At 65.9% G+C, this 19,192-nt stretch carries 20 protein-coding genes; 12 read left to right on the plus strand and 8 right to left on the minus strand.

The features are described 5' to 3' along the window. Positions 1 to 119: 119 nt before the first annotated feature. A complete protein-coding gene (locus IB275_RS25170) occupies positions 120 to 1,037 on the plus strand; it encodes a LysR family transcriptional regulator (RefSeq protein WP_192292145.1) in 918 nt (305 codons plus the stop codon). On the opposite strand, the gene IB275_RS25175 is transcribed toward IB275_RS25170, so the two are convergent. The 3 genes from IB275_RS25175 to IB275_RS25185 form a co-directional block, all read right to left on the minus strand. Further along, positions 1,021 to 2,445: an aldehyde dehydrogenase family protein gene (locus IB275_RS25175; protein WP_192292148.1), complete on the minus strand. Its 1,425-nt coding sequence runs from the start codon at positions 2,443 to 2,445 to the stop codon at positions 1,021 to 1,023. The genes IB275_RS25170 and IB275_RS25175 overlap by 17 nt on opposite strands. A gap of 151 nt (positions 2,446 to 2,596) precedes the next feature. Beyond that, on the minus strand, positions 2,597 to 3,073 hold the full coding sequence (locus IB275_RS25180; protein WP_192292151.1) for a WbuC family cupin fold metalloprotein: 477 nt from the start codon (positions 3,071 to 3,073) through the stop codon (positions 2,597 to 2,599). A 2-nt stretch (positions 3,074 to 3,075) separates the two neighbouring features. Continuing rightward, the gene (locus IB275_RS25185; RefSeq protein ID WP_017519718.1) at positions 3,076 to 3,633 is read right to left on the minus strand and encodes a hypoxanthine-guanine phosphoribosyltransferase; all 558 of its coding nucleotides are present in this window, start codon (positions 3,631 to 3,633) and stop codon (positions 3,076 to 3,078) included. Between the two features lie 155 nt (positions 3,634 to 3,788). On the opposite strand from IB275_RS25185, the gene upp reads away from it, so the two are divergent. From upp to gpgF, 3 genes are all read left to right on the plus strand, one after another. Beyond that, positions 3,789 to 4,427, plus strand: a complete 639-nt coding sequence (gene upp, locus IB275_RS25190) for a uracil phosphoribosyltransferase (RefSeq protein WP_081516307.1) — start codon at positions 3,789 to 3,791, stop codon at positions 4,425 to 4,427. Between the two features lie 3 nt (positions 4,428 to 4,430). Continuing rightward, entirely contained in the window at positions 4,431 to 5,732 is a 1,302-nt protein-coding gene (locus IB275_RS25195; RefSeq protein WP_192292154.1) for a uracil-xanthine permease family protein, read from the plus strand. A gap of 160 nt (positions 5,733 to 5,892) precedes the next feature. Then, positions 5,893 to 6,891, plus strand: a complete 999-nt coding sequence (gene gpgF / locus IB275_RS25200; RefSeq protein WP_138216024.1) for a glucosaminyl phosphatidylglycerol flippase — start codon at positions 5,893 to 5,895, stop codon at positions 6,889 to 6,891. 3 nt (positions 6,892 to 6,894) lie between these two features. Here the strand turns inward: gpgF and IB275_RS25205 are convergent, their stop codons facing one another. Together IB275_RS25205 and purU are read right to left on the minus strand one after the other, a co-directional pair. Further along, positions 6,895 to 7,080 carry a hypothetical protein gene (locus IB275_RS25205; protein ID WP_192292157.1) on the minus strand — a complete coding sequence of 62 codons (186 nt, stop codon included), beginning with the start codon at positions 7,078 to 7,080 and terminating at the stop codon, positions 6,895 to 6,897. A gap of 87 nt (positions 7,081 to 7,167) precedes the next feature. Then, a complete protein-coding gene (gene purU, locus IB275_RS25210; RefSeq protein WP_017519713.1) occupies positions 7,168 to 8,019 on the minus strand; it encodes a formyltetrahydrofolate deformylase in 852 nt (283 codons plus the stop codon). Positions 8,020 to 8,277: 258 nt separating this feature from the next. On the opposite strand from purU, the gene mvaT reads away from it, so the two are divergent. Continuing rightward, on the plus strand, positions 8,278 to 8,652 hold the full coding sequence (gene mvaT, locus IB275_RS25215; RefSeq protein ID WP_192292161.1) for a histone-like nucleoid-structuring protein MvaT: 375 nt from the start codon (positions 8,278 to 8,280) through the stop codon (positions 8,650 to 8,652). Positions 8,653 to 8,721: 69 nt separating this feature from the next. On the opposite strand, the gene sbcB is transcribed toward mvaT, so the two are convergent. Further along, positions 8,722 to 10,152, minus strand: coding sequence for an exodeoxyribonuclease I (gene sbcB / locus IB275_RS25220; protein ID WP_192292164.1), 1,431 nt, complete (start codon positions 10,150 to 10,152; stop codon positions 8,722 to 8,724). 141 nt (positions 10,153 to 10,293) lie between these two features. On the opposite strand from sbcB, the gene IB275_RS25225 reads away from it, so the two are divergent. The 7 genes from IB275_RS25225 (at position 10,294) to IB275_RS25255 (ending at position 18,127) form a co-directional block, all read left to right on the plus strand. Next, positions 10,294 to 11,109: a DUF975 family protein gene (locus IB275_RS25225; protein ID WP_192292167.1), complete on the plus strand. Its 816-nt coding sequence runs from the start codon at positions 10,294 to 10,296 to the stop codon at positions 11,107 to 11,109. A gap of 88 nt (positions 11,110 to 11,197) precedes the next feature. Next, positions 11,198 to 11,935: an RDD family protein gene (locus IB275_RS25230; protein ID WP_081516313.1), complete on the plus strand. Its 738-nt coding sequence runs from the start codon at positions 11,198 to 11,200 to the stop codon at positions 11,933 to 11,935. Next, positions 11,932 to 12,918 carry a stage II sporulation protein M gene (locus IB275_RS25235; protein WP_192292170.1) on the plus strand — a complete coding sequence of 329 codons (987 nt, stop codon included), beginning with the start codon at positions 11,932 to 11,934 and terminating at the stop codon, positions 12,916 to 12,918. The genes IB275_RS25230 and IB275_RS25235 overlap by 4 nt, the downstream gene beginning before the upstream one ends. After that, positions 12,905 to 14,500, plus strand: coding sequence for a DUF4129 domain-containing protein (locus tag IB275_RS25240; RefSeq protein ID WP_192292172.1), 1,596 nt, complete (start codon positions 12,905 to 12,907; stop codon positions 14,498 to 14,500). Before IB275_RS25235 ends, IB275_RS25240 begins: the two co-directional genes overlap by 14 nt. After that, a complete protein-coding gene (locus IB275_RS25245) occupies positions 14,497 to 15,786 on the plus strand; it encodes a DUF4350 domain-containing protein (protein WP_192292175.1) in 1,290 nt (429 codons plus the stop codon). The genes IB275_RS25240 and IB275_RS25245 overlap by 4 nt, the downstream gene beginning before the upstream one ends. Then, the gene (locus tag IB275_RS25250; protein ID WP_081516317.1) at positions 15,783 to 16,802 is read left to right on the plus strand and encodes an AAA family ATPase; all 1,020 of its coding nucleotides are present in this window, start codon (positions 15,783 to 15,785) and stop codon (positions 16,800 to 16,802) included. Before IB275_RS25245 ends, IB275_RS25250 begins: the two co-directional genes overlap by 4 nt. After that, positions 16,799 to 18,127, plus strand: coding sequence for a DUF58 domain-containing protein (locus IB275_RS25255; RefSeq protein ID WP_192292178.1), 1,329 nt, complete (start codon positions 16,799 to 16,801; stop codon positions 18,125 to 18,127). Before IB275_RS25250 ends, IB275_RS25255 begins: the two co-directional genes overlap by 4 nt. Positions 18,128 to 18,340: 213 nt before the next feature. On the opposite strand, the gene IB275_RS25260 is transcribed toward IB275_RS25255, so the two are convergent. Next, positions 18,341 to 18,700 (minus strand): PilZ domain-containing protein, encoded by a 360-nt coding sequence (locus IB275_RS25260; RefSeq protein WP_081516319.1) that lies wholly within the window; start codon positions 18,698 to 18,700, stop codon positions 18,341 to 18,343. Between the two features lie 60 nt (positions 18,701 to 18,760). Further along, entirely contained in the window at positions 18,761 to 19,183 is a 423-nt protein-coding gene (locus IB275_RS25265; protein ID WP_045211031.1) for a DUF4124 domain-containing protein, read from the minus strand. Positions 19,184 to 19,192 lie beyond the last annotated feature (9 nt).

The raw sequence follows: 19,192 nt of genomic DNA on the forward strand, positions 1-19,192 counted from the left end.
AGGCACTCTAGCATGCGCCCCAAGCGGCACGACAGGCACACGTGGCAAGCGCAGCGATACATTGATAGCCTTCGAAGCAACACCCTCGACACATCGTCCTTCACGAATCGAAACCCGCCATGCTGCACAACGTCTCCGACCTCGACCTGCGCCTGCTGCGCATCTTCGCCTGCGTGGTGCGCTGCGGCGGGTTCTCCGCCGCGCAGGGCGAACTGGGCATGGGCCAGTCGACCATCAGCACGCACATCGCCAGCCTGGAGACGCGCCTGGGCTATCGCCTGTGCGAACGCGGCAAGAGCGGCTTCCGCCTGACCGAGAAAGGCGAGCGGGTACTGGACTATGCGCAGAGCCTGTTCGCCGCGCTGGGCGACTTCCGCGATCAGGTGCAGTCCCTCGCCGGGCGCCTGGTCGGTGAGCTGCACCTGGGGCTGGCCGACAACATTGCCACCCTTCCCGACGCCCGCATCCACCAGACCCTGGCGCGCTTCAACCACCGCGACCAGGACGTGCGCCTGCACTTCCTCATCGAATCATCCAGCGAGCTGGAGCGTCTGGTGCTCAGCGGCCGCCTTCACCTGGCCATCGCCTGCTTCAGCCGGCGCCTGCCGAACCTGCGCTATGAGCCGCTGTACCACGAGCGGGTGGCGGTGTTCTGCGGGCGCGAGCATCCGTTGTTCGACCGGTCAGTGAAAGACGCCGCAGAGCTGGAAAGCTGCGACTGGATCCAGCACGGCTATGCGGTGGCCGACGTACAGTTGCCCGCCGACCCGCAACGCAGCACGGCCTTCGCCCAGCACATGGAGGCGGTGCTCCACGCCGTGCGCGGCGGCACTCATCTGGGCTACCTGCCCACGCACTACGCCGAACGCTGGGTGGAACAGGGTGAGATGCGCGCGCTGCTGCCGGACAGCCTCGGTTACGGCATCACCCACAGCCTGGTGGTGCGCGACGAGCCGGGGCACAACGAAGCGCTCCAGGCGCTGGTCGAGGACCTGCGCCTGGAGCACGGGGTGGCGCCGGTCAGCGCGGCGCGGTGATGTGCTTGATGTCGAAGAACGCCGACAGGCCCCACGGCCCCAGCTCGCGGCCGATGCCACTGCGCTTGCCGCCGCCCCAGGAGGTCTGCGGGAATACCACTTGCGGCGAGTTCAGCCAGACGTTGCCAGCCTCCAGGCACTCGGCGACACGCTGGGCGCGCTCGAGATCGGCGCTGCACACGGTGGCGGCCAGGGCGAAATCGCTGTCGTTGGCCTGACGCAGTGCATCCGCTTCATCACTGAAGGTGCGCACGCACAGCACCGGGCCGAAGATTTCCTCACGCCACAGGCGGCTGTCAGCCGGTACGTCGGTGTACACGGTCGGCTGGATGAACCAGCCCTCGGCTGCTTCGCCGCCGGTCAGGCAGGCCAGGCCTTCGTCGCGAGCCACCGCGAAGTAGTCGAGCACCTTGCGGTACTGCGCTTGGCTGGTCATCGGGCCCATGTCGGTCTCGCCGAGCAGCGAGTCACCGACGCGCAGGCCTTCCACCGCGACCTTCAGCTTCGCCAGCAGCGGCTCGGCGATGGATTCCTGCACCAGCAGGCGCGAGGTGGCGGAGCACATCTGCCCGGCGTTCCAGTAGACGCCGGCGATGATCCACTGCACGGCCTCGTCCAGGTCGCAGTCCTCGAACACCAGGATCGGCGACTTGCCGCCCAGTTCCAGGCCCACCGGCAGGGTGCGCGCGGCAGCAGCTTCCATGACCTTGCGGCCGACGACGTTGCTGCCGGTGAAGGACAGCTTGGCGATGCCCGGATGGCTGCACAGCGCTGCGCCGGCATCGGCCAGGCCCGGCACCAGGTTCAGCACGCCGGCGGGCAGGCCGATGGCGTCGGCGATCTCGCCCAGCACCAGTTCGATCAGCGGAGTGATCTCCGAGGGTTTGAGCACCACGGTACAGCCCGCCGCCAGGGCCGGCGCGACTTTCCAGGCGCTGGTCACCAATGGGAAGTTCCAGGGCACGATCAGGCCGACCACGCCAATCGGCTCGAAGCGGGTCTGCGAACGGTAGCCGGCGTCCGGCAGGGCCACCTCGGCGTTCTGCCGGGCGTCCAGTTGGTCGGCCAGTTCGGCGTAGTAGGCGAAGGTGGCAATGGCATCGCCGATATCGATTTCCGCTTCCAGGCGCGGCTTGCCGCTGGCCTGCATCTGCAGGGCGATCAGCGCTTCGCTGCGGGCTTCGAGCTGTTCGGCGAAGGCGCGCAGGTAGCCCGCGCGCTGGGCGGCGCTGGTCAGCTTCCAGTCAGTGAAGGCGCGCTTGGCGGCAGCGACGGCGCGCTCCACGTCGGACACACCGGCGCAGGCGACTTCCGGCAGCGCTTCACGGGTAGCGGGAGCGATCGGGCGCAGGACGGCACCGCTGTCGGCGGGCTGCCATTGGCCATCGATATAAAGGAGACGGGACATGCGAACCTCGGACGGTTGTCTGGTGAGGGTCGCAGGATAGGCGGGGCATGCATCGGCAAAAATGCGAGTCAGCCCATGCATGCATCGATATAACTCGATGTGTAGGTGCGGGCCATGCCCGCGAATCGCGCCCGTCGGGCGTCCTCTCGAATCAGGCTGGGAACTGCGAACGCATCCAGTCCAGGTACTCGGCGGCGCCCGTCTCACCCTCGCGCGGCGCCCATTGCCCGCGCTCGTCCTCGCTCAGCGGCACGAAGGGGCCGGCCTTGGCTTCGAACATGATGCTGTCCGGCTCCAGCGCCACGATGGCGTGGAAGGTACCCGGCGGCAGGTCCGCACCGACGCAGTCGCCACCGGCACGCAGCACGCGGGTAGTCAGCAACTCGCCGTTATCGGAAAAGATCAGCAGGCCCAGCGCGCCTTTCACGACCAGCAGGCTTTCGGCCTTGTCCGGGTGACGGTGGCAATGCGGCGGGATGTAGCTGTCGGGTTGCAGCGCATTGAGCAGGCGATGGCAGGGCTCGGTCTGCTCATGGAAGTTGTGGTTCTGCCGGCGCCGGGGGCTGGCGGCAGCACGGGCCGCGACCTCGTCGAACAGCGCACTGTCGAGAAAACGCGGCCCGCCCATCGTCAGAGACCTTTTACGGCGAAGATACCGGCGGCGTTACGCCAGTAACCCTTGTAGTCCATGCCGTAGCCGAAGATGTAGCGGTCGATGCAGGACAGGCCCACGTAGTCGGCCTTCAGGTCCGGACGGGCCTTGCGGTCGTGGTCCTTGTCGATCAGCACGGCGGTGTGCACACGCTTGGCGCCGGCATGCTTGCAGAAGTCCATGATCGCCGAGAGGGTGTGCCCTTCGTCGAGGATGTCGTCGATGATCAGCACTTCGCGGTCGATGAAGGAGATTTCCGGCTTGGCCTTCCAGAACAGCTCGCCGCCGGTGGTCTCGTTGCGGTAACGGGTCGCATGCAGGTAGGAGGCTTCCAGCGGGAAATTCAGCAGCGGAAGCAGCTTGCCGGAGAAGATCAGGCCACCGTTCATCACGCAGAACACCACCGGGTTGGTGTCGGCCAGCGAGCCGTTGATGGCCTCGGCCACACGGGCGATGGCGGCCTCTACCTCGGCGTTGGTGTACAGGCAGTCGGCTTCGGCCATGACTTGGCGGATGTGCGCGAGATCGACGGACATGGGGGTTCTCCCGTGAAAAAGTGCGCAAAGGTACCTATCGGCGTGCCACGGAGCAAGGGTCAGCGGACGAATGTCGCCGACAATCGTGGCCCAAGGTAGCTAGGATGCATTACGCTACCGCAATTTTTTTGCCAGCCCGTCCGGAGAACCCATCCATGCCCGTCCTCGAGATCCGCCATCCCCTGATCCGCCACAAGATCGGACTGATGCGCCGTCACGATATCAGTACCAAGAATTTCCGCGAGCTGGCCCAGGAAGTGGGCGCCCTGCTGACCTACGAGGCGACCAAGGATCTGCCCCTGGAAAACTACGAGATCGAAGGCTGGGCCGGCCCGGTACAGGTCGAGAAGATCGCCGGCAAGAAGATCACCGTGGTGCCGATCCTGCGCGCCGGCATCGGCATGCTCGACGGCGTGCTCAGCCTGATTCCGGGAGCCAAGGTCAGCGCCGTGGGCGTGGCGCGCAACGAGGAAACCCTCGAAGCGCACACCTACCTGGAAAAGCTCGCGCCGGACATCGCCGAGCGCCGCTCGCTGATCATCGACCCGATGCTGGCAACCGGCGGCTCCATGGTCGCCACCATCGACCTGCTCAAGAAAGCCGGCAGCAAGGACATCCGCGCCATGGTGCTGGTGGCCGCTCCCGAAGGGATCAAGGCAGTCAACGATGCGCATCCGGACGTGCTCATCCTGACCGCTTCCATCGACCAGTGCCTGAACGAGAATGGCTACATCATGCCGGGCCTGGGCGATGCCGGTGACAAGATCTTCGGCACCAAGCAGAAGGAAACCTGATAGATGGCCGATGAATTCAACGAACCGCTGTGGCGCCAGATCATCTCTGGCGCACAGATGCTCTTCGTGGCCTTCGGCGCGCTGGTGCTGATGCCGCTGATCACCGGCCTGGACCCGAACGTCGCGCTGTTCACTGCCGGCTTCGGCACCCTGATGTTCCAGATTGTCACCGGCCGCCAGGTGCCGGTGTTCCTGGCCTCGAGCTTTGCCTTCATCACCCCGATCATCCTCGCCAAGGGCCAGTTCGGCCTGGCGGCGACCATGGGCGGCGTGGTGGCGGCGGGCTTCGTCTACACCTTCCTGGGCCTGGCGGTGAAGGTCAAGGGCACTGGCTTCATCGACCGCCTGCTGCCGCCGGTGGTCATCGGCCCGGTGATCATCTCCATCGGCCTGGCCATGGCTCCCATCGCCGCCAACATGGCGATGGGCAAGGCCGGAGACGGCACCGAGCTGATCCCCTACAAGACCGCCATGTTCATCTCCATGCCGGCGCTGCTGACCACCCTGATCGTCGCCGTGTTCGGCAAGGGCATGCTGCGCCTGGTGCCGATCATCGCTGGCGTGCTGGTGGGCTACGGCCTTTCCTTCGCCTTCGGCGTGGTCGACGTGGCGAAGATCGTCGCTGCGCCCTGGCTGGAGCTGCCGAAGTTCACCGCCCCGGAATTCAACTGGCAGGCCATCCTGTTCATCGTTCCGGTGGCGCTGGCCCCGGCCATCGAGCACATCGGCGGCGTTATCGCCGTGGGCGGCGTGACCGGCAAGAACTACCTGAAGACCCCGGGCCTGCACCGCACGCTGCTGGGCGACGGCATTGCCACCTCCGCTGCCGGCCTGTTCGGCGGCCCGCCGAACACCACCTATGCCGAAGTCACCGGCGCGGTGATGCTGACCAAGAACTACAACCCGAAGATCATGACCTGGGCGGCGGTGTTCGCCATCAGCCTGGCCTTCGTCGGCAAGTTCGGCGCCATCCTGCAAAGCATCCCGGTACCGGTGATGGGCGGCATCCTCTGCCTGCTGTTCGGCACCATCGCCTCGGTGGGCATGAACACCCTGATCCGCCACAAGGTGGACCTGTCCCAGGCGCGCAACCTGTGCATCGTCTCGGTCACCCTGGTGTTCGGCATCGGCGGCGTGCTGATCGGCACCGGCACCGGCCCGGACGACTTCGGCCTGAAGGGCATCGCCCTGTGCGCCATCGTCGCCATCCTGCTGAACCTGATCCTGCCCGGCGAAGAAGGCTGGGAAAACAAGGCGCTGGAACAGGGCGCCGACGACTCCGCGGCCGACAAACCCGCCGAGTGAGCCCCGGGCGCCGCCTCGCGGCGGCGCCCTGCCCACACAAAGTCAGGCGAACGCAGCATGCCGATCACGGTCCACTCAGCATGACAGTTCGATCCCGACAGGAGGCACTCCCTATCCGCTTCGCCTCGCTCGTCCCGTTTTCCCCGTCGCAGGTGCGCCCGTGAGCCGTGCCGCATGGCTGTTGCTCGGCCTGATCGGCGCTTCGCTGATCCCCCTCGCCATCGGCGGCCGGGAGATGCTCGAGCATGTCCTCGCCTTCCCCCTCGACCAGTTGCTGATCATGTTCGGCATGATCTGCCTGTGCTGGCTGATCAACGCGCAGAAGCTGCGGGTGCTGCTCAACGGCCGCGCCGGCGAGATCGGCAAGGTGCGCTCGGTGGGCATCATCATGGCCTCGGAGTTCGCCTTCTACGCCACCCCCGGCGGCACCGGCGGCCCGCTCACCCTGATGGCCCTGCTCGCCCGCCACGGCATGCGCCCGGCGCACAGCAGCGCGATCTTCGCCGTGGACCAGTTGAGCGACCTGCTGTTCTTCCTCTGCGCACTCGCGGCGGTGCTGGTGTGGGCGCTGTCACACAGCGTCAGTCCGAACCTGGAGACGTCGCTGATCACCAGCGGCGTGCTGCTGGGTGGGATCTTCTTCGGCGTGGTACTGCTCGCGCGCTTCCAGCGCCGGGTGATCAAGGCCAACGGCCGGCTGTTCGAGCGCCTGGGGATGAAACCGCGCACACGCCTGCACTGGGCGCGCAAATGCCTGCACTTCCGCGACACCCTGGTGAGCTGCCTGCGCCAGCCCAAGCGCCGGCTGCTGCTGATCTTCTTCTTCACCTGCTGCCACTGGGTGCTGCGCTTCTCGGTGCTCTACATCACCCTCAAGGCGCTGGGCGTGGACCTGCACTGGGCCTGGGCCTTCCTGATCCAGTTGCTGTCGCTGGCCGCGGGTCTCGCCACGCTACTGCCGGGAGGCGCCGGCGGCACGGAGCTGACCAGCGCCGCGCTGCTCGCCCCGCTGGTGGGCAAGTCCACGGCAGCCGCAGCGATCCTGATCTGGCGCGTGGTGACCTACTACTTCTACCTGGTGATGGGCGCGCCAGTGTTTGCCCTGATGGCGGGCCGGCCGTTGTTGCGCAAGCTGATGGGGCTGCGGGAAAGCGCCTGAGGATCAGTCGCCGGAAGGCTTGTCGTCTTCGGACGGCGCCTTTGGTCTGAGTGAATCCCAGAGTTCAGCGGCGCCGGGAAACTCGGTGCCGTCCTCGTCGCTCAGGGCTTCGGGATCGTAGCGGCTGGTACAGCCTTCGCCCAGGGTGGGCGGCGGGGTGGCGGTGCCGGGGCTCTTCGGGTCACTCATGCTGACCATCTCCGTTGAGCGCAGCGCCTGCCGTCAGGCGACGGCGGGAGCATGCGGAGTACCCAGTCTAGAACGAAACCGGGTGGATCAGTCGAATACCACGGTCTTGTTGTCGTGCACCAGCACGCGGTCTTCCAGGTGGTAGCGCAGGCCGCGGGCCAGCACCAGTTTCTCCACGTCCTTGCCCAGGCGTACCAGGTCTTCGATGTTGTCGCGGTGGCTGATGCGCACTACGTCCTGCTCGATGATCGGGCCGGCGTCCAGCTCCTCGGTCACGTAGTGGCAGGTCGCACCGATCAGCTTCACGCCACGCAGCGACGCCTGGTGGTACGGCTTGGCACCAACGAAGGACGGTAGGAAGCTGTGGTGGATGTTGATCACCTGGTGGCGGTACTTCTGGCACAGGTCCGGCGGCAGGATCTGCATGTAGCGCGCCAGCACCACGTTGTCGGCCTGGTGCTCGTCGATCAGGCGCGACACCTGCTCGAAGGCCGGCTGTTTGTTCTTCGGGTCCACCGGGACGTGGAAGTACGGAATGCCGTGCCACTCCACCATGCTGCGCAGGTCATCGTGGTTGGCGATCACGCAGGGAATCTCGCAGTCCAGCTCGCCGCTGTGCCAGCGGTGCAGCAGGTCCGCCAGGCAGTGCGATTCGCGGCTGGCCATCAGCACGACGCGCTTCTTCACCGAGGAGTCGGTGATACGCCACTCCATGGAGAACTCGCGGGCAATCGGTGCGAAGGCCTGGCGGAAACCGTCGATATCGAACGGCAGGGAGTCGGCACGAATCTCATGCCGCATGAAGAACCAGCCGTTGTCGTTGTCGGAATGGTGACTGGCCTCGGTGATCCAGCCGTTGTAAGTGGCCAGGAAATTACTCACCTTGGCGACGATGCCGACCCCGTCGGGGCAGGCGATCACCAGTCGGAAAGTGCGCATGGGTGTACTCCAGATACATCGCGAAGGCCGCCATTCTAGCGGCTCGAGGGGAAAAGATCAGCCATTGCCGCGGTGCGCCGACGAGAGCCAGTTCGATGCATTGCGAGTGCTGCGATTAATTACCGACGAATGAACTAGTTAAACAAGTCGACAATTACCGACAAAACTTTTCCCAAGCATTTACTTGAACAACTTCGCTGACTATTATGTCTGCTACAAACTTTCCGCCACCGCTGGACCCAGAACAAGGTACCCAACATGTCGCTGATCAACGAGTACCGCGCTACCGAAGAAGCCATCAAGGAACTTCAGGAGCGCCTGAAATCCCTGGAGCAGGACGACAAGCTGAAGAAAGAGCTTGAGTTCGAAGAGAAACTTCGCGCACTCATGGCCAGCTACGGCAAGTCCCTGCGTGATGTCATTGCCCTGCTCGATCCGGACGCGAAGCTGAGCAAATCGCCGCGTGCCGCAAAAGCCAACGTGAGCAAGCGTGCTCGCAAGGTCAAGCAGTACAAGAACCCGCACAACGGTGAAGTGATCGAAACCAAGGGCGGCAATCACAAGACCCTCAAGGAATGGAAAGCCAAGTGGGGCGCCGAGGCCGTAGAAGGCTGGGCCACACTGCTGGGCTGAGCCTTTCCGCCATGAAAAACGCCAGCCTTGCGCTGGCGTTTTTTATTGCCCGTAGAAAAGTGCGCGGCGCTACAGGCTATAGCGCGCGCGCAGCACCTGCGCATACTTGTCCCACTCTTGCAGCACCAGACGGCCGGCCGGCGTGGCATTGACCAGTTGTTCGCTCATTGCCGCGGCAAAGTTATCCAGAGTATTCGGCGCGCCCCACTCGGCCTGACTCAGGCGTGCACGGCAAAAGTCCTGCCATTGTTGCTGTTCCGTGGCACTCAAAGTTTCCGGGAAATTGCGCGCGCGATAACGGAAGAGCAGTTCGGGAAGTCGCGCATCATCGAACGGCCATTGTTCTTTCGCCAACCGCGCAGGGTCGGCCTGGCGCACCTGCTCGCACAATCGGCGATCACGGTCGCCGATAAATCCGTCATACAACTGCTGCTCGGGATCTTCACTGCCGGCGAAACTTTCCTCGGCATACAAGGGCGCGAGTTTGTCCTGCCAGATTGCCTTCGCATCGGCCAGTGTCCGCCCCGCCGCCAGACAAGCCTCGAGGTCCAGGCCGATGCGCTCACGATCCTGCGGGCGCAGTACGGACAGCGGCGCCACCACCGGACATTTGTTGATGTGCAGAAGCTTCAGCGGCACCGGCAGTTCGCCCTCGGCCAGCTCGTCACGACGCGTGTAGAGGCGCTTGCGCAGGGTTTCCGCATCCAGCTCCAGCAAGGGCGAAACATCGGCAGCCAGGTCGCAGACGATCAATGCATTGCGGTTGCGCGGATGCCAGCCCAGCGGCAGCACCACGGACAGGTAATGCCGCGCCCCGGAGAACATGCCGGAGATATGCACCATCGGCTGCAGTATGCGCACCTGGTCCAGCACGCCCTGCTTGCCGCGCAGGCGATAGAGGTAGTCGTAGAGCTTGGGCTGGCGGTCACGCACCAGCCGCGCCAGGGCGATGGTGGCGCGCACGTCGGACAGCGCGTCGTGCGCCTGCCCGTGCTCGATGCCGTTGGCCGCGGTGAGGCGTTCCAGCTTGAGGCTGACGACGCCGTCCTGCTCGGGCCATACGATGCCTTCGGGGCGCAGAGCGTAGGCGGTACGCACCATGTCGATCAGGTCCCAGCGGCTGTTGCCGCCCTGCCACTCACGGGCGTAGGGATCGAAGAAGTTGCGGTACAGGCTGTAGCGCGTCACCTCATCGTCGAAGCGCAGGCTGTTGTAGCCCGCCACGCAGGTACCCGGCTGCGCCAGTTCGGCGTGCAGGCGGGTCATGAATTCGGCTTCGCCCAGACCGCGTTCCTCCAGGCGATCCGGGGTGATGCCGGTGACCAGGCAGGCGGCCGGGTGCGGAAGGATATCGTCGCTGGGCCGGCAATAGAGGTTCAGCGATTCGCCGATCTCGTTGAGGTCCTCGTCCGTGCGGATGCCGGCCACCTGCAGCGGGCGGTCGCGGCGCGGGTCGATACCGGTGGTTTCGTAGTCGTACCAGAAGATGCTGGCGTTCATCGTTTTTCCTTGCCTGCAAGCGAGTGCGTCGCAGTCTAACAGTGCGGCCGACCACACTTCCAAAACGCCTCGCTGGCACCTCGCCAGCCCCCGCCTTTATGATGGGCGTCGCAAGGACACCCACTGGAAAGGACTTTCCTCATGCAAGACATCGCTGCACAAAATCCCTACAGCGCTCCGCTGAGCAACCTCGAACCGGGCGCCGCCCAGGGCGCAGTGCCCTCTATCGTCGAGGCCCTGACCCGCGGCTACAACTTCGGCATTGGCGACCTGCTGGGCGAATCCTGGCGCCGCACCAAAGGCGCCAAGGGCCTGATCATCGGCGGCTTCGTGGTCTTCTATGCGGCGATCTTCGCCCTGGTCAACGTGCTCAGCCTGTTCCTCACCGTGGTCGGCGTCGCCGGGATCGCCGGCATGGGCCTGCTCGGCGACAGCGAAGCCGCCGGCGGCATGGCGGTCGGCGCCCTGGTCGCGTTCTTCATCGGCTCCATCGTCCTGAGCTTCGTCGCCACCGCCGTCTGCTACCCGCTGCTGGCCGGCGTGAACATGCTCGGCATCCGTCGCGCGGCCGATCAGCCGCTGCGCTTCAACGAAGTCTTCAGCCACTTCGGCCGCACCTTCCAGGTGGTGGTCTGCGTGCTGCTGAGCACCATCATGATCTTCATCGGCTACTTCCTCTTCGTGCTGCCGGGTATCTACCTGAGCATCGCCTACATGCTCGCCATCCCGCTGGTGGTCGAGCGCGGCCTGTCGCCCTGGGCGGCGATGGAAGTCTCGCGCAAGGCCATTACCCAGCACTGGTTCAAGGTCTTCGGCCTGCTGCTGGTGTTCGGTCTGCTGTTCATGCTCAGCACTCTGACCCTGGGCATTGCGCTGATCTGGGTGTTGCCGTGGCTGATCGTCGCCATCGGCGTGCTCTACCGCACCATCTTCGGCGTGCTGCCGCCGGCCAAGTGATCAAATCGGCCTGAGCCTGCCAGCGCGGTTGCCTCGCCGCACCGCGCTGGCTAGCATCTGGCACCTACGTCATCGACAGCGGTTTCCCTTGAGCCCAGCAGCCCCTTCCTCCAACGCGTCGCCCCACGCGCCCGTCCTGGATACCCGCTACCACGTGGAGACCCCGGAAGGCATCGACCTGCTGCTGCGTCCCGCCGGTGTCGTCCCCCGCGCCCTCGCCTACCTGATCGACCTGGGCATCCGCGTCCTGCTGATGGTCGCGCTGTTCATGCTGCTGGCCTTCCTCGGCGAGCTGGGCACCGGGCTCGGGCTGATCCTCACCTTCATCATGACCTGGTGGTACATGGTGCTCTTCGAAGTGCTCAACCAGGGCCGCTCGCCCGGCAAGCAGATGATGGGCCTGCGCGTGGTGCATGACGACGGCACACCAATCGGCTGGTCCGCCTCACTGTTGCGCAATCTGCTGCGCTTCGCCGACATCCTGCCGTTCGCCTACACGCTCGGGCTGCTCAGTTGCCTGTCCAACTCCGCATTCAAGCGCCTGGGCGACCTCGCCGCCGGCACCCTGGTGATCTACCGTGATCCGCCGCCGAGCCGCCCGCAGGTGCCGCAGACCACGCCCGAACTCGCACCCTGGCCCCTGAACCTGGAAGAGCAGCGCGCCCTGATGAGCTTCGCCGAGCGCGGCACACAGCTTTCGGCCGCGCGCCGTGAAGAGCTGGCTGCCATCCTCGCGCAACCGCTGGGCATTGCGCCCGAGCAGGCCGAAGCACGCCTGAACCGCATCGCCAGCGGCCTGCTGGGCAACGGGACGGGCCACCCATGAAGCAGGCCTTCTTCGAACAGCGTCACCAGGGCAGCTGGAAGCGTTTCGCCAAGCGCCTTGAGCAACTGGAGACCGGCAAGCGCCAGGAATCGAGCGAGAAGCCCGAGGAATTCGCCGCCGACTACCGACGCATCTGCCAGCAGCTCGCTCTCGCCCAGGAGCGCGGCTACAGCAGCCACTTGATCGACCAGTTGCAGCAGCTCGCCATGCGCGGGCACCAGCAGTTCTACCGCCACCGCAGCCACCTGGGCGCACGCATCCTCGGCTTCCTGGTCGCCGGCTTCCCTCGTCTGGTGCGTGAAGAATGGCGCAGCATCGCCATCGCCAGCCTGCTGTTCTACGGCAGCCTGTTGCTGATGGGTGTGCTGGTCTATCACTTCCCCGACCTGGTCTACAGCGTCATGGCACCGGAGCGGGTGTCCGAGATGGAGTCGATGTACTCGCCGGACACCGCGCGCCTGGGGCCGATGAGCACGCGCGACGCCGGCGATGACTGGAAGATGTTCGGCCACTACATCATGAACAACATCGGCATCGCCTTTCAGACCTTCGCCAGTGGCCTGCTCTTCTGCGTCGGCACCCTGTTCTTCCTGCTGTTCAACGGCGTGGTGATCGGCACGGTAGCCGGCCACCTGACCCAGATCGGCTACATCGAGACCTTCTGGTCCTTCGTCATCGGCCACGGAGCCTTCGAACTGACTGCGATCACCTTCGCCGGTGCCGCCGGCCTCAAGCTCGGCTGGGCGCTGCTCTCCCCCGGCCGCCTGAGCCGCCTTGAAGCCTTGCGCCAGGCCGCCGCCCGCGCCGTGCAACTGATCGGCGGAGTGATCCTGATGTTGCTGATCGCCGCGTTCGTCGAGGGCTACTGGTCCTCCGTCACGCACTTCTCGGCGACCGTGAAGTACATCGTCGGCGCCTGCCTGTGGCTGCTGGTGGGCAGCTATTTCCTCCTGGCCGGACGGGGTCGCCATGCGCCTGACTGACGCCAGCGTCGCCATCCGCCCGCGCAGTGCCTGGGAGGCGCTGGACCTCGGCATCCTGCTGGCGCGCCGTCACGCCGGCCTGCTGATGGCCAGCTGGGCGATCGTCACCCTGCCGGTGTTCGTGCTGCTCTCCGTGCTGCTGTGGAACTACTCCAGCTGGGCGGTGCTGATCTTCTGGTGGCTCAAGCCCGCCTTCGAGCGCCTGCCGCTGTACATCCTGTCGCGCTCGCTGTTCGGCGATACGCCGACGCTCAAGGAAGCGCTGCGGGCCTTCCCCGGCCTGCTCAAGTCGCAACTGCTGCCCAGCCTGCTCTGGCGCCGGCTGAGCCCGACGCGCAGCTTCGACCTGCCGGTGCTGCAACTCGAAGGCCTCAAGGGCCAGGCGCGCAGCCAGCGTCTGGTCGTGCTCGGCCAGCGCAATGCCGGCGGCGCCACCTGGCTGACCATCGTCGGCATGCATTTCGAACTGGCACTGTGGCTGGGCCTTTCCGCACTGATGTACCTGATGCTGCCGCAGCAGTGGGTGGACGACTGGAAATGGCAGTCGCTGATCAGCGTGGCGCAAGGCGACTGGGCGTGGCTGGAACATGTCAGCAACCTGATCTACGCGTTGCTGCTGATCGTCTGGGAACCGGTGTACGTCGCCTGCGGCTTTACCCTCTACCTCAATCGCCGCACCGAGCTGGAAGCCTGGGACATCGAACTGGTGTTCCGCCGCCTGCGCCAGCGCCTGATCGGCAGCGCCTACGCCCTGCTGCTGGTCGTGGCCGGCATCTTCGCCCTGCTGCCGGCCAACGACGCGCTGGCTGCCGGTTCGGAAACCGGCAGCAAGGCCAGCCAGAGTTGCCCGCTGCCTGACCAGAATCCCGACGGCCCGCAGGGCGCGCGCCTGACCCAGCAGAAACTCAACAGCGAGGACTCCCGCGGCGCCGCGGGAAAGATCCTCACCGCGCCGCCCTTCAAGAACAGCGAGAAGGTCACCAGCTGGCGGCTGCACGAAGACAAGAAAGACCCGAAGCCGGCCGACCCGGACGAGGCCAAGCGGCTGAAGAGCTTCTTCGAGGCGCTGGGAAACTGGAAGGCCTTCAAGTTCGCCGCGCAAGGCATCGAAGTGCTGCTCTGGGGCATTCTGTTCACCGTCGTCGCCCTGGTCATCTGGCGCTACCGCGAATGGCTGCGGCTGTTCGTCGGGCGCATCGGCCTGCCGCAGAAGCCGCGCCGCGAAGCGCCCAGTGTGCTGTTCGGGCTGGACCTGGCGCCGGAAACCCTGCCCAGCGACGTCGCCAGCGAAGCCGAACGCCTGTGGGACGAACAGCCCCGCGCCGCGCTCGGCTTGCTCTACCGCGCCCTGCTCAGCCGCCTGCTGCACGACTTCCGCGTGCCGCTACGCGAGTCGACCACCGAAGGCGAAGTCCTGGTCCGCGTGGCTGACCTCAATGATCCGCCGCTGGACAACTTTGCCCGCAGCCTGACCCAGCAGTGGCAGGCGCTCGCCTACGGCCACCGCGCACCACAGGCTGAACTCAAGCAGCAACTGTGCGGCGAATGGCGCCACCTGTTCGGCAGCGAGGTGCGGGCATGAAGCGCGGCAACCTCGTCCTGCTGGTGCTGCTCGTCCTGCTCGTGCTCGGCGGCATCGGCTACTACCTGTACCGCAACCTCGAGCCCTACACCGAGACCATCGAGCACGGCGCCTCTCCGGAGGCCCGCGCCAACCCCTATCTCGCCGCCGAAATGTACTTGCGCGGTCGCGGCATCCACGTCACCACCGCGCGCGGCATGGAAGTGCTGGACCAGTTGCCGAGCAAGGGCCAGACCTTGATCCTGCTGGGCACCCGCGAGAACGTCACGCCAGCACAGAACGCGCGGCTACTCGACTGGGCCAATCGCGGCGGCCACCTCATCGTCACCGCCGAGAGCCTGTGGGATGAAGACGAAGGCAAGAGCGGCGACGCGCTGCTGGATCAGCTGGGCGTGCAGCAATTCCTCACCTCCGACCTGAAGGACAAGGAGGAGGAGAAATCCACTCCGACCGACGAGAAGTCCGCAGAGGCGTCCGAAGACCAGAAGCAGGACGAAGCCACCAAGCCGGAAGTGGAAGAAGAACATCCGGACCAGACCTCCAGCGCCCACGACAACGAGGCGACGGAAACAGACCCTTACCCGAACCTGACCAAGCTCTACCTGGAGAACGAGAAGGCCCCGGCCTACTTCGACTTCGACACCGACTACCACCTGTTCGACTCGAAGAACCTCGCCTACGCCTGGGCCAACAGCGCCGACTCCACCCACCTGCTGCAACTGCAGCAGGGCCAGGGGCTGATCACCGTACTCACCGACAACTGGATCTGGCAGAACGGCGAACTCGACGCCTACGACAACGCCTGGCTGCTCTGGTACCTGACCCAGGACAGCGCCGTCACGCTGGTCTACCGCGCCGACGGCACCAGCCTGATGACCCTGCTGATGCGCTACTTCCCCCAGGCACTGCTGGCCGCCGTCCTGCTGCTGGTCCTGGTGCTCTGGCGCAACGGCCTGCGCCAGGGCCCGCTGCAGCCCAACCCGGATCGCAGCCGCCGGCAACTGGAAGAACACCTGCGCGCCGGCGCTGATTTCATTCTCCGCCAGCGTGGCCAGCTCGCCCTGCTGCAGGGCCTGCAACGTGACGTGATGCGCCGGGCGCGGCAGCGCCAGCCCGGCTTCGACCGCCTGCCGGTCGCCGAACAATGGCAAGCTCTGGGCCGCATGACGCGCATGTCGGTCAGCGCCATCAGCCAGGCCATGCGCCCCTATCCGCCAAAGCGCATGGCCGTCGCCGAATTCACCCGCCAGGTCGCGCACCTGCAAAGCCTCAGGAATGCCCTATGAGCGAACAGACGCCCGAACAGCCCGGCACCACCGCCGGCACCGCCCCCAACCCGGGCGCCCAGCGCCAGCGCGCCAGCCAGCTGGCCCAGGCGCTGCGCCACGAACTGCAGAAGGCCCTGATCGGCCAGCAGGAGGTGATCGACGATGTACTCACCGCCCTGCTCGCCGGTGGCCACGTGCTTATCGAAGGCGTCCCCGGCCTGGGCAAGACCCTGCTGGTGCGCGCCCTCGCCCGCTGCTTCGACGGCGGCTTCGCGCGCATCCAGTTCACTCCCGACCTGATGCCCAGCGACGTCACCGGCCACGCCGTGTACGACCTGGCCACCGAGCAGTTCAAGCTGCGCAAGGGCCCGGTGTTCACCCACCTGCTGCTGGCGGACGAGATCAACCGCGCCCCGGCCAAGACCCAGGCCGCGCTGCTGGAAGTGATGCAGGAGCGCCAGGTCACCCTCGAGGGCCGCGCCTTGGCCGTGCCGCAGCCGTTCATGGTGCTGGCGACGCAGAACCCCATCGAGCAGGAAGGCACCTACCCGCTGCCCGAAGCCGAGCTCGACCGCTTCATGCTCAAGCTGCGCATCGACTATCCGCTGGAAGCCGAGGAGCAGACCCTGGTGCGCCAGGTCACCCGTTCCGCGCGCAGCGACATGCTCGACGTGGCGCCGATGCGCGCCCTGCTCAAGGACAAGGACGTGCTGGCCCTGCAGAAGATCGCCGCCGACCTGCCCATCGACGACCAGGTGCTCGACTACGCCGTGCGCATCGCCCGTACCACCCGTAACTGGCCGGGCCTGGCGCTGGGCGCCGGGCCGCGCGCATCCATCGCCCTGGTGCGTTGCGCCCGCGCCCGCGCGCTGCTGCGCAGCGGCGATTTCGTGATTCCGGACGACGTCAAGGGCAGCGCCCTGGCCGTGCTGCGCCATCGCGTGCGACTGTCGCCGGAACTGGAGATCGAAGGCCTGTCGGTCGACCAGGTGCTGCAACAGCTGCTCGACCAGGTACCGGCGCCGCGCGTATGAAGCCATCGCGCGCGCTCCTCGCGCTGCTCGGCGTCCTGCTGGCGATCGCGATCGCCCTGGGCGCCGCCGACGCTCTGGACTCAGGCTCGGCGCTGCTCGGTCGTCTCTGGTGGGGTGCGCTCTGCGCGCTGGCCCTGCTGGCGCTGGCCGATGCCCTCTGGCTACGCCGCACGCCATCGCCCGAGCTGCGCCGCCAGCTGAACGGCAACCTGCCGCTGGGCCGCTGGAGCGAGGTGCGCCTGCAATTCCATCATCGCTACGCACAGCCACAACGCATCACGGTGTTCGACCACCTGCCCGCCGGCATGGACTTCGAATACCTGCCGCAGACCGTGGAGTTGCACCCCGGCGAGCAGACCGAGCTGGGTTACCGCGTGCGCCCGCTGTCCCGTGGGCATTTCGTCTTCCAGCGCTGCGAGATCGAACTGTCCAGCCCGCTGCGCCTCTGGAAGGGCCGGCGCTACCTGGAACAGCGCGACGAAACCCGCGTCTACCCGGACTTCGCCCGCCTCTACGGCGCCGAGCTGATGGCCGTGGACCACTGGCTCAACCGCATCGGCGTGCGCGCCGGGCAGCGCCGCGGGCTGGGCCTGGATTTCCACCAGCTGCGTGAATTTCGCGACGGCGACACCCTGCGGCAGATCGACTGGAAGGCCACCGCGCGCAAACGCACGCCCATCGCCCGCGAGTACCAGGACGAACGCGACCAGCAGATTCTCTTCCTACTCGACTGTGGCCGGCGCATGCGCAGCCACGACGGCGACCTTTCGCACTTCGACCATTCGCTCAACGCCAGCCTGCTGCTGGCCTACGTCGCGCTACGCCAGGGCGACGCGGTGGGCCTGATGACCTTTGCCGGCGACCAGCCGCGCCATCTGCCACCGGCCAAGGGCAGCGCCCAGCTCACCGCCCTGCTCAACAGCGTCTACGACCTGCGCAGCAGCCAGCGCCCGGCAGACTTCCCCGCCGCCGTGCAGGCGGTGCTCACGCGCCAACGCCGCCGCGCGCTGGTAGTGATAGTGACCAACCTGCGCGACGAGGATGACGAGGAACTGGTGGCCGCGGTGAAACGCCTCGGGCGCCAGCACCGCGTGCTGGTCGCGAGCCTGCGCGAGGAAGTACTGGACCGCCTGCGCCAGGCGCCGGTGGAAAGTTTCGAGCAAGCCCTGGGCTACTGCGGCGCGGTGGATTACCTGAACGCCCGCGCGGGGCTGCACGAGAAACTGGCGGCCCATGGCGTGCCGGTACTCGACACGCGGCCGAGCCAGCTGGGGCCGGAACTGATCAGCCGTTATCTAGGCTGGAAGAAGGCTGGCGCGCTGTAGAACCTGTCCATAATCTGCCTGCGCTGGCCCAAGTGGCGTTGGAATCAGGGGAAAATGCTCATTTAGCAGGCGTAAACTGCGCTTTTTTACCTGATCCCGCCTAACCCGGGCTGCGCTCGGCGAGATTCTGAACAGGTTCTATCCGTGGGCCACAACCGGACGCCGACTCCGTGGCGTCCCACACCGTGCAGATCGGTCAGCGCGTCCTGCGCTTCAGACCGACTCCACCTGCCGGCGAAAACTGAAATAACGGCGCAGCGCGTCGACCAGCTCGACGTACTCCATCGGCGGCGCCGTCAGGCTGAAGCCCGAATCGTAGTTGCCCGGATTGACGTCCTCGCGGCACCACTGGCAGGTGGCGGCGAATTCAATCAGCTGCAGCTTGCCGTCATGTCCGGGAATCTTCAGGCGCATCTCGAAGCGTCCACCCACCAGCATCGGCAGCTGGCTGATCAGGAGCAGCCCATCCAGCGACACGTTGCCCAGGTAACCCATCGGTTTGTCGGTGATGCTGTTGAACACCTTCAGGTAGTAGGGCAGCTGATGGCGCTCGATATGTCGTTGATGACGCATAATGGCGTTTCGCTATGAAATATCGTCCAGTATGACGATGCCGCCCAGGCAGGGCCAGTCCTAACGACAACCTTCCGCCAGCCGTGCGCTAAGCGCCTGACGAGCGGCGTCGAGCTGTGCATCGCTGTAGTAAGTCCTTTCACCACTGCTGGTCTGCGTGAAGTACCGCCCGCCATGACTGAGCGACTCCAGATCACGGCGCCAATTCGCGCACTGCTGGTCCAGCTTGGCTTGCTGCTCCGCCGCCTGGTTCTGGGCAGCGGCGCTTTCATCTCGACGCGCGTCGTAGAAGCGGCGGGTGCGTTCCTCCCGCTCGCGTGTCGCCGCATCCCGTTCGATGACCTGCGGCTTGACCTCGACGCGTTGCGCCCCCGGCGGTGGGGTTTCGCTGAAATGCACCTTTCCCTGAGCGTCGGTCCAGCGGTAGATATCCGCCGATGCCAGCAGGGGGAAACACAAGGCGCAGAGCCACAGGGCACGCATTCGTACCTC

The organism is Pseudomonas sp. PDM21, assembly GCF_014852505.2.
Classification (GTDB): domain Bacteria; phylum Pseudomonadota; class Gammaproteobacteria; order Pseudomonadales; family Pseudomonadaceae; genus Pseudomonas.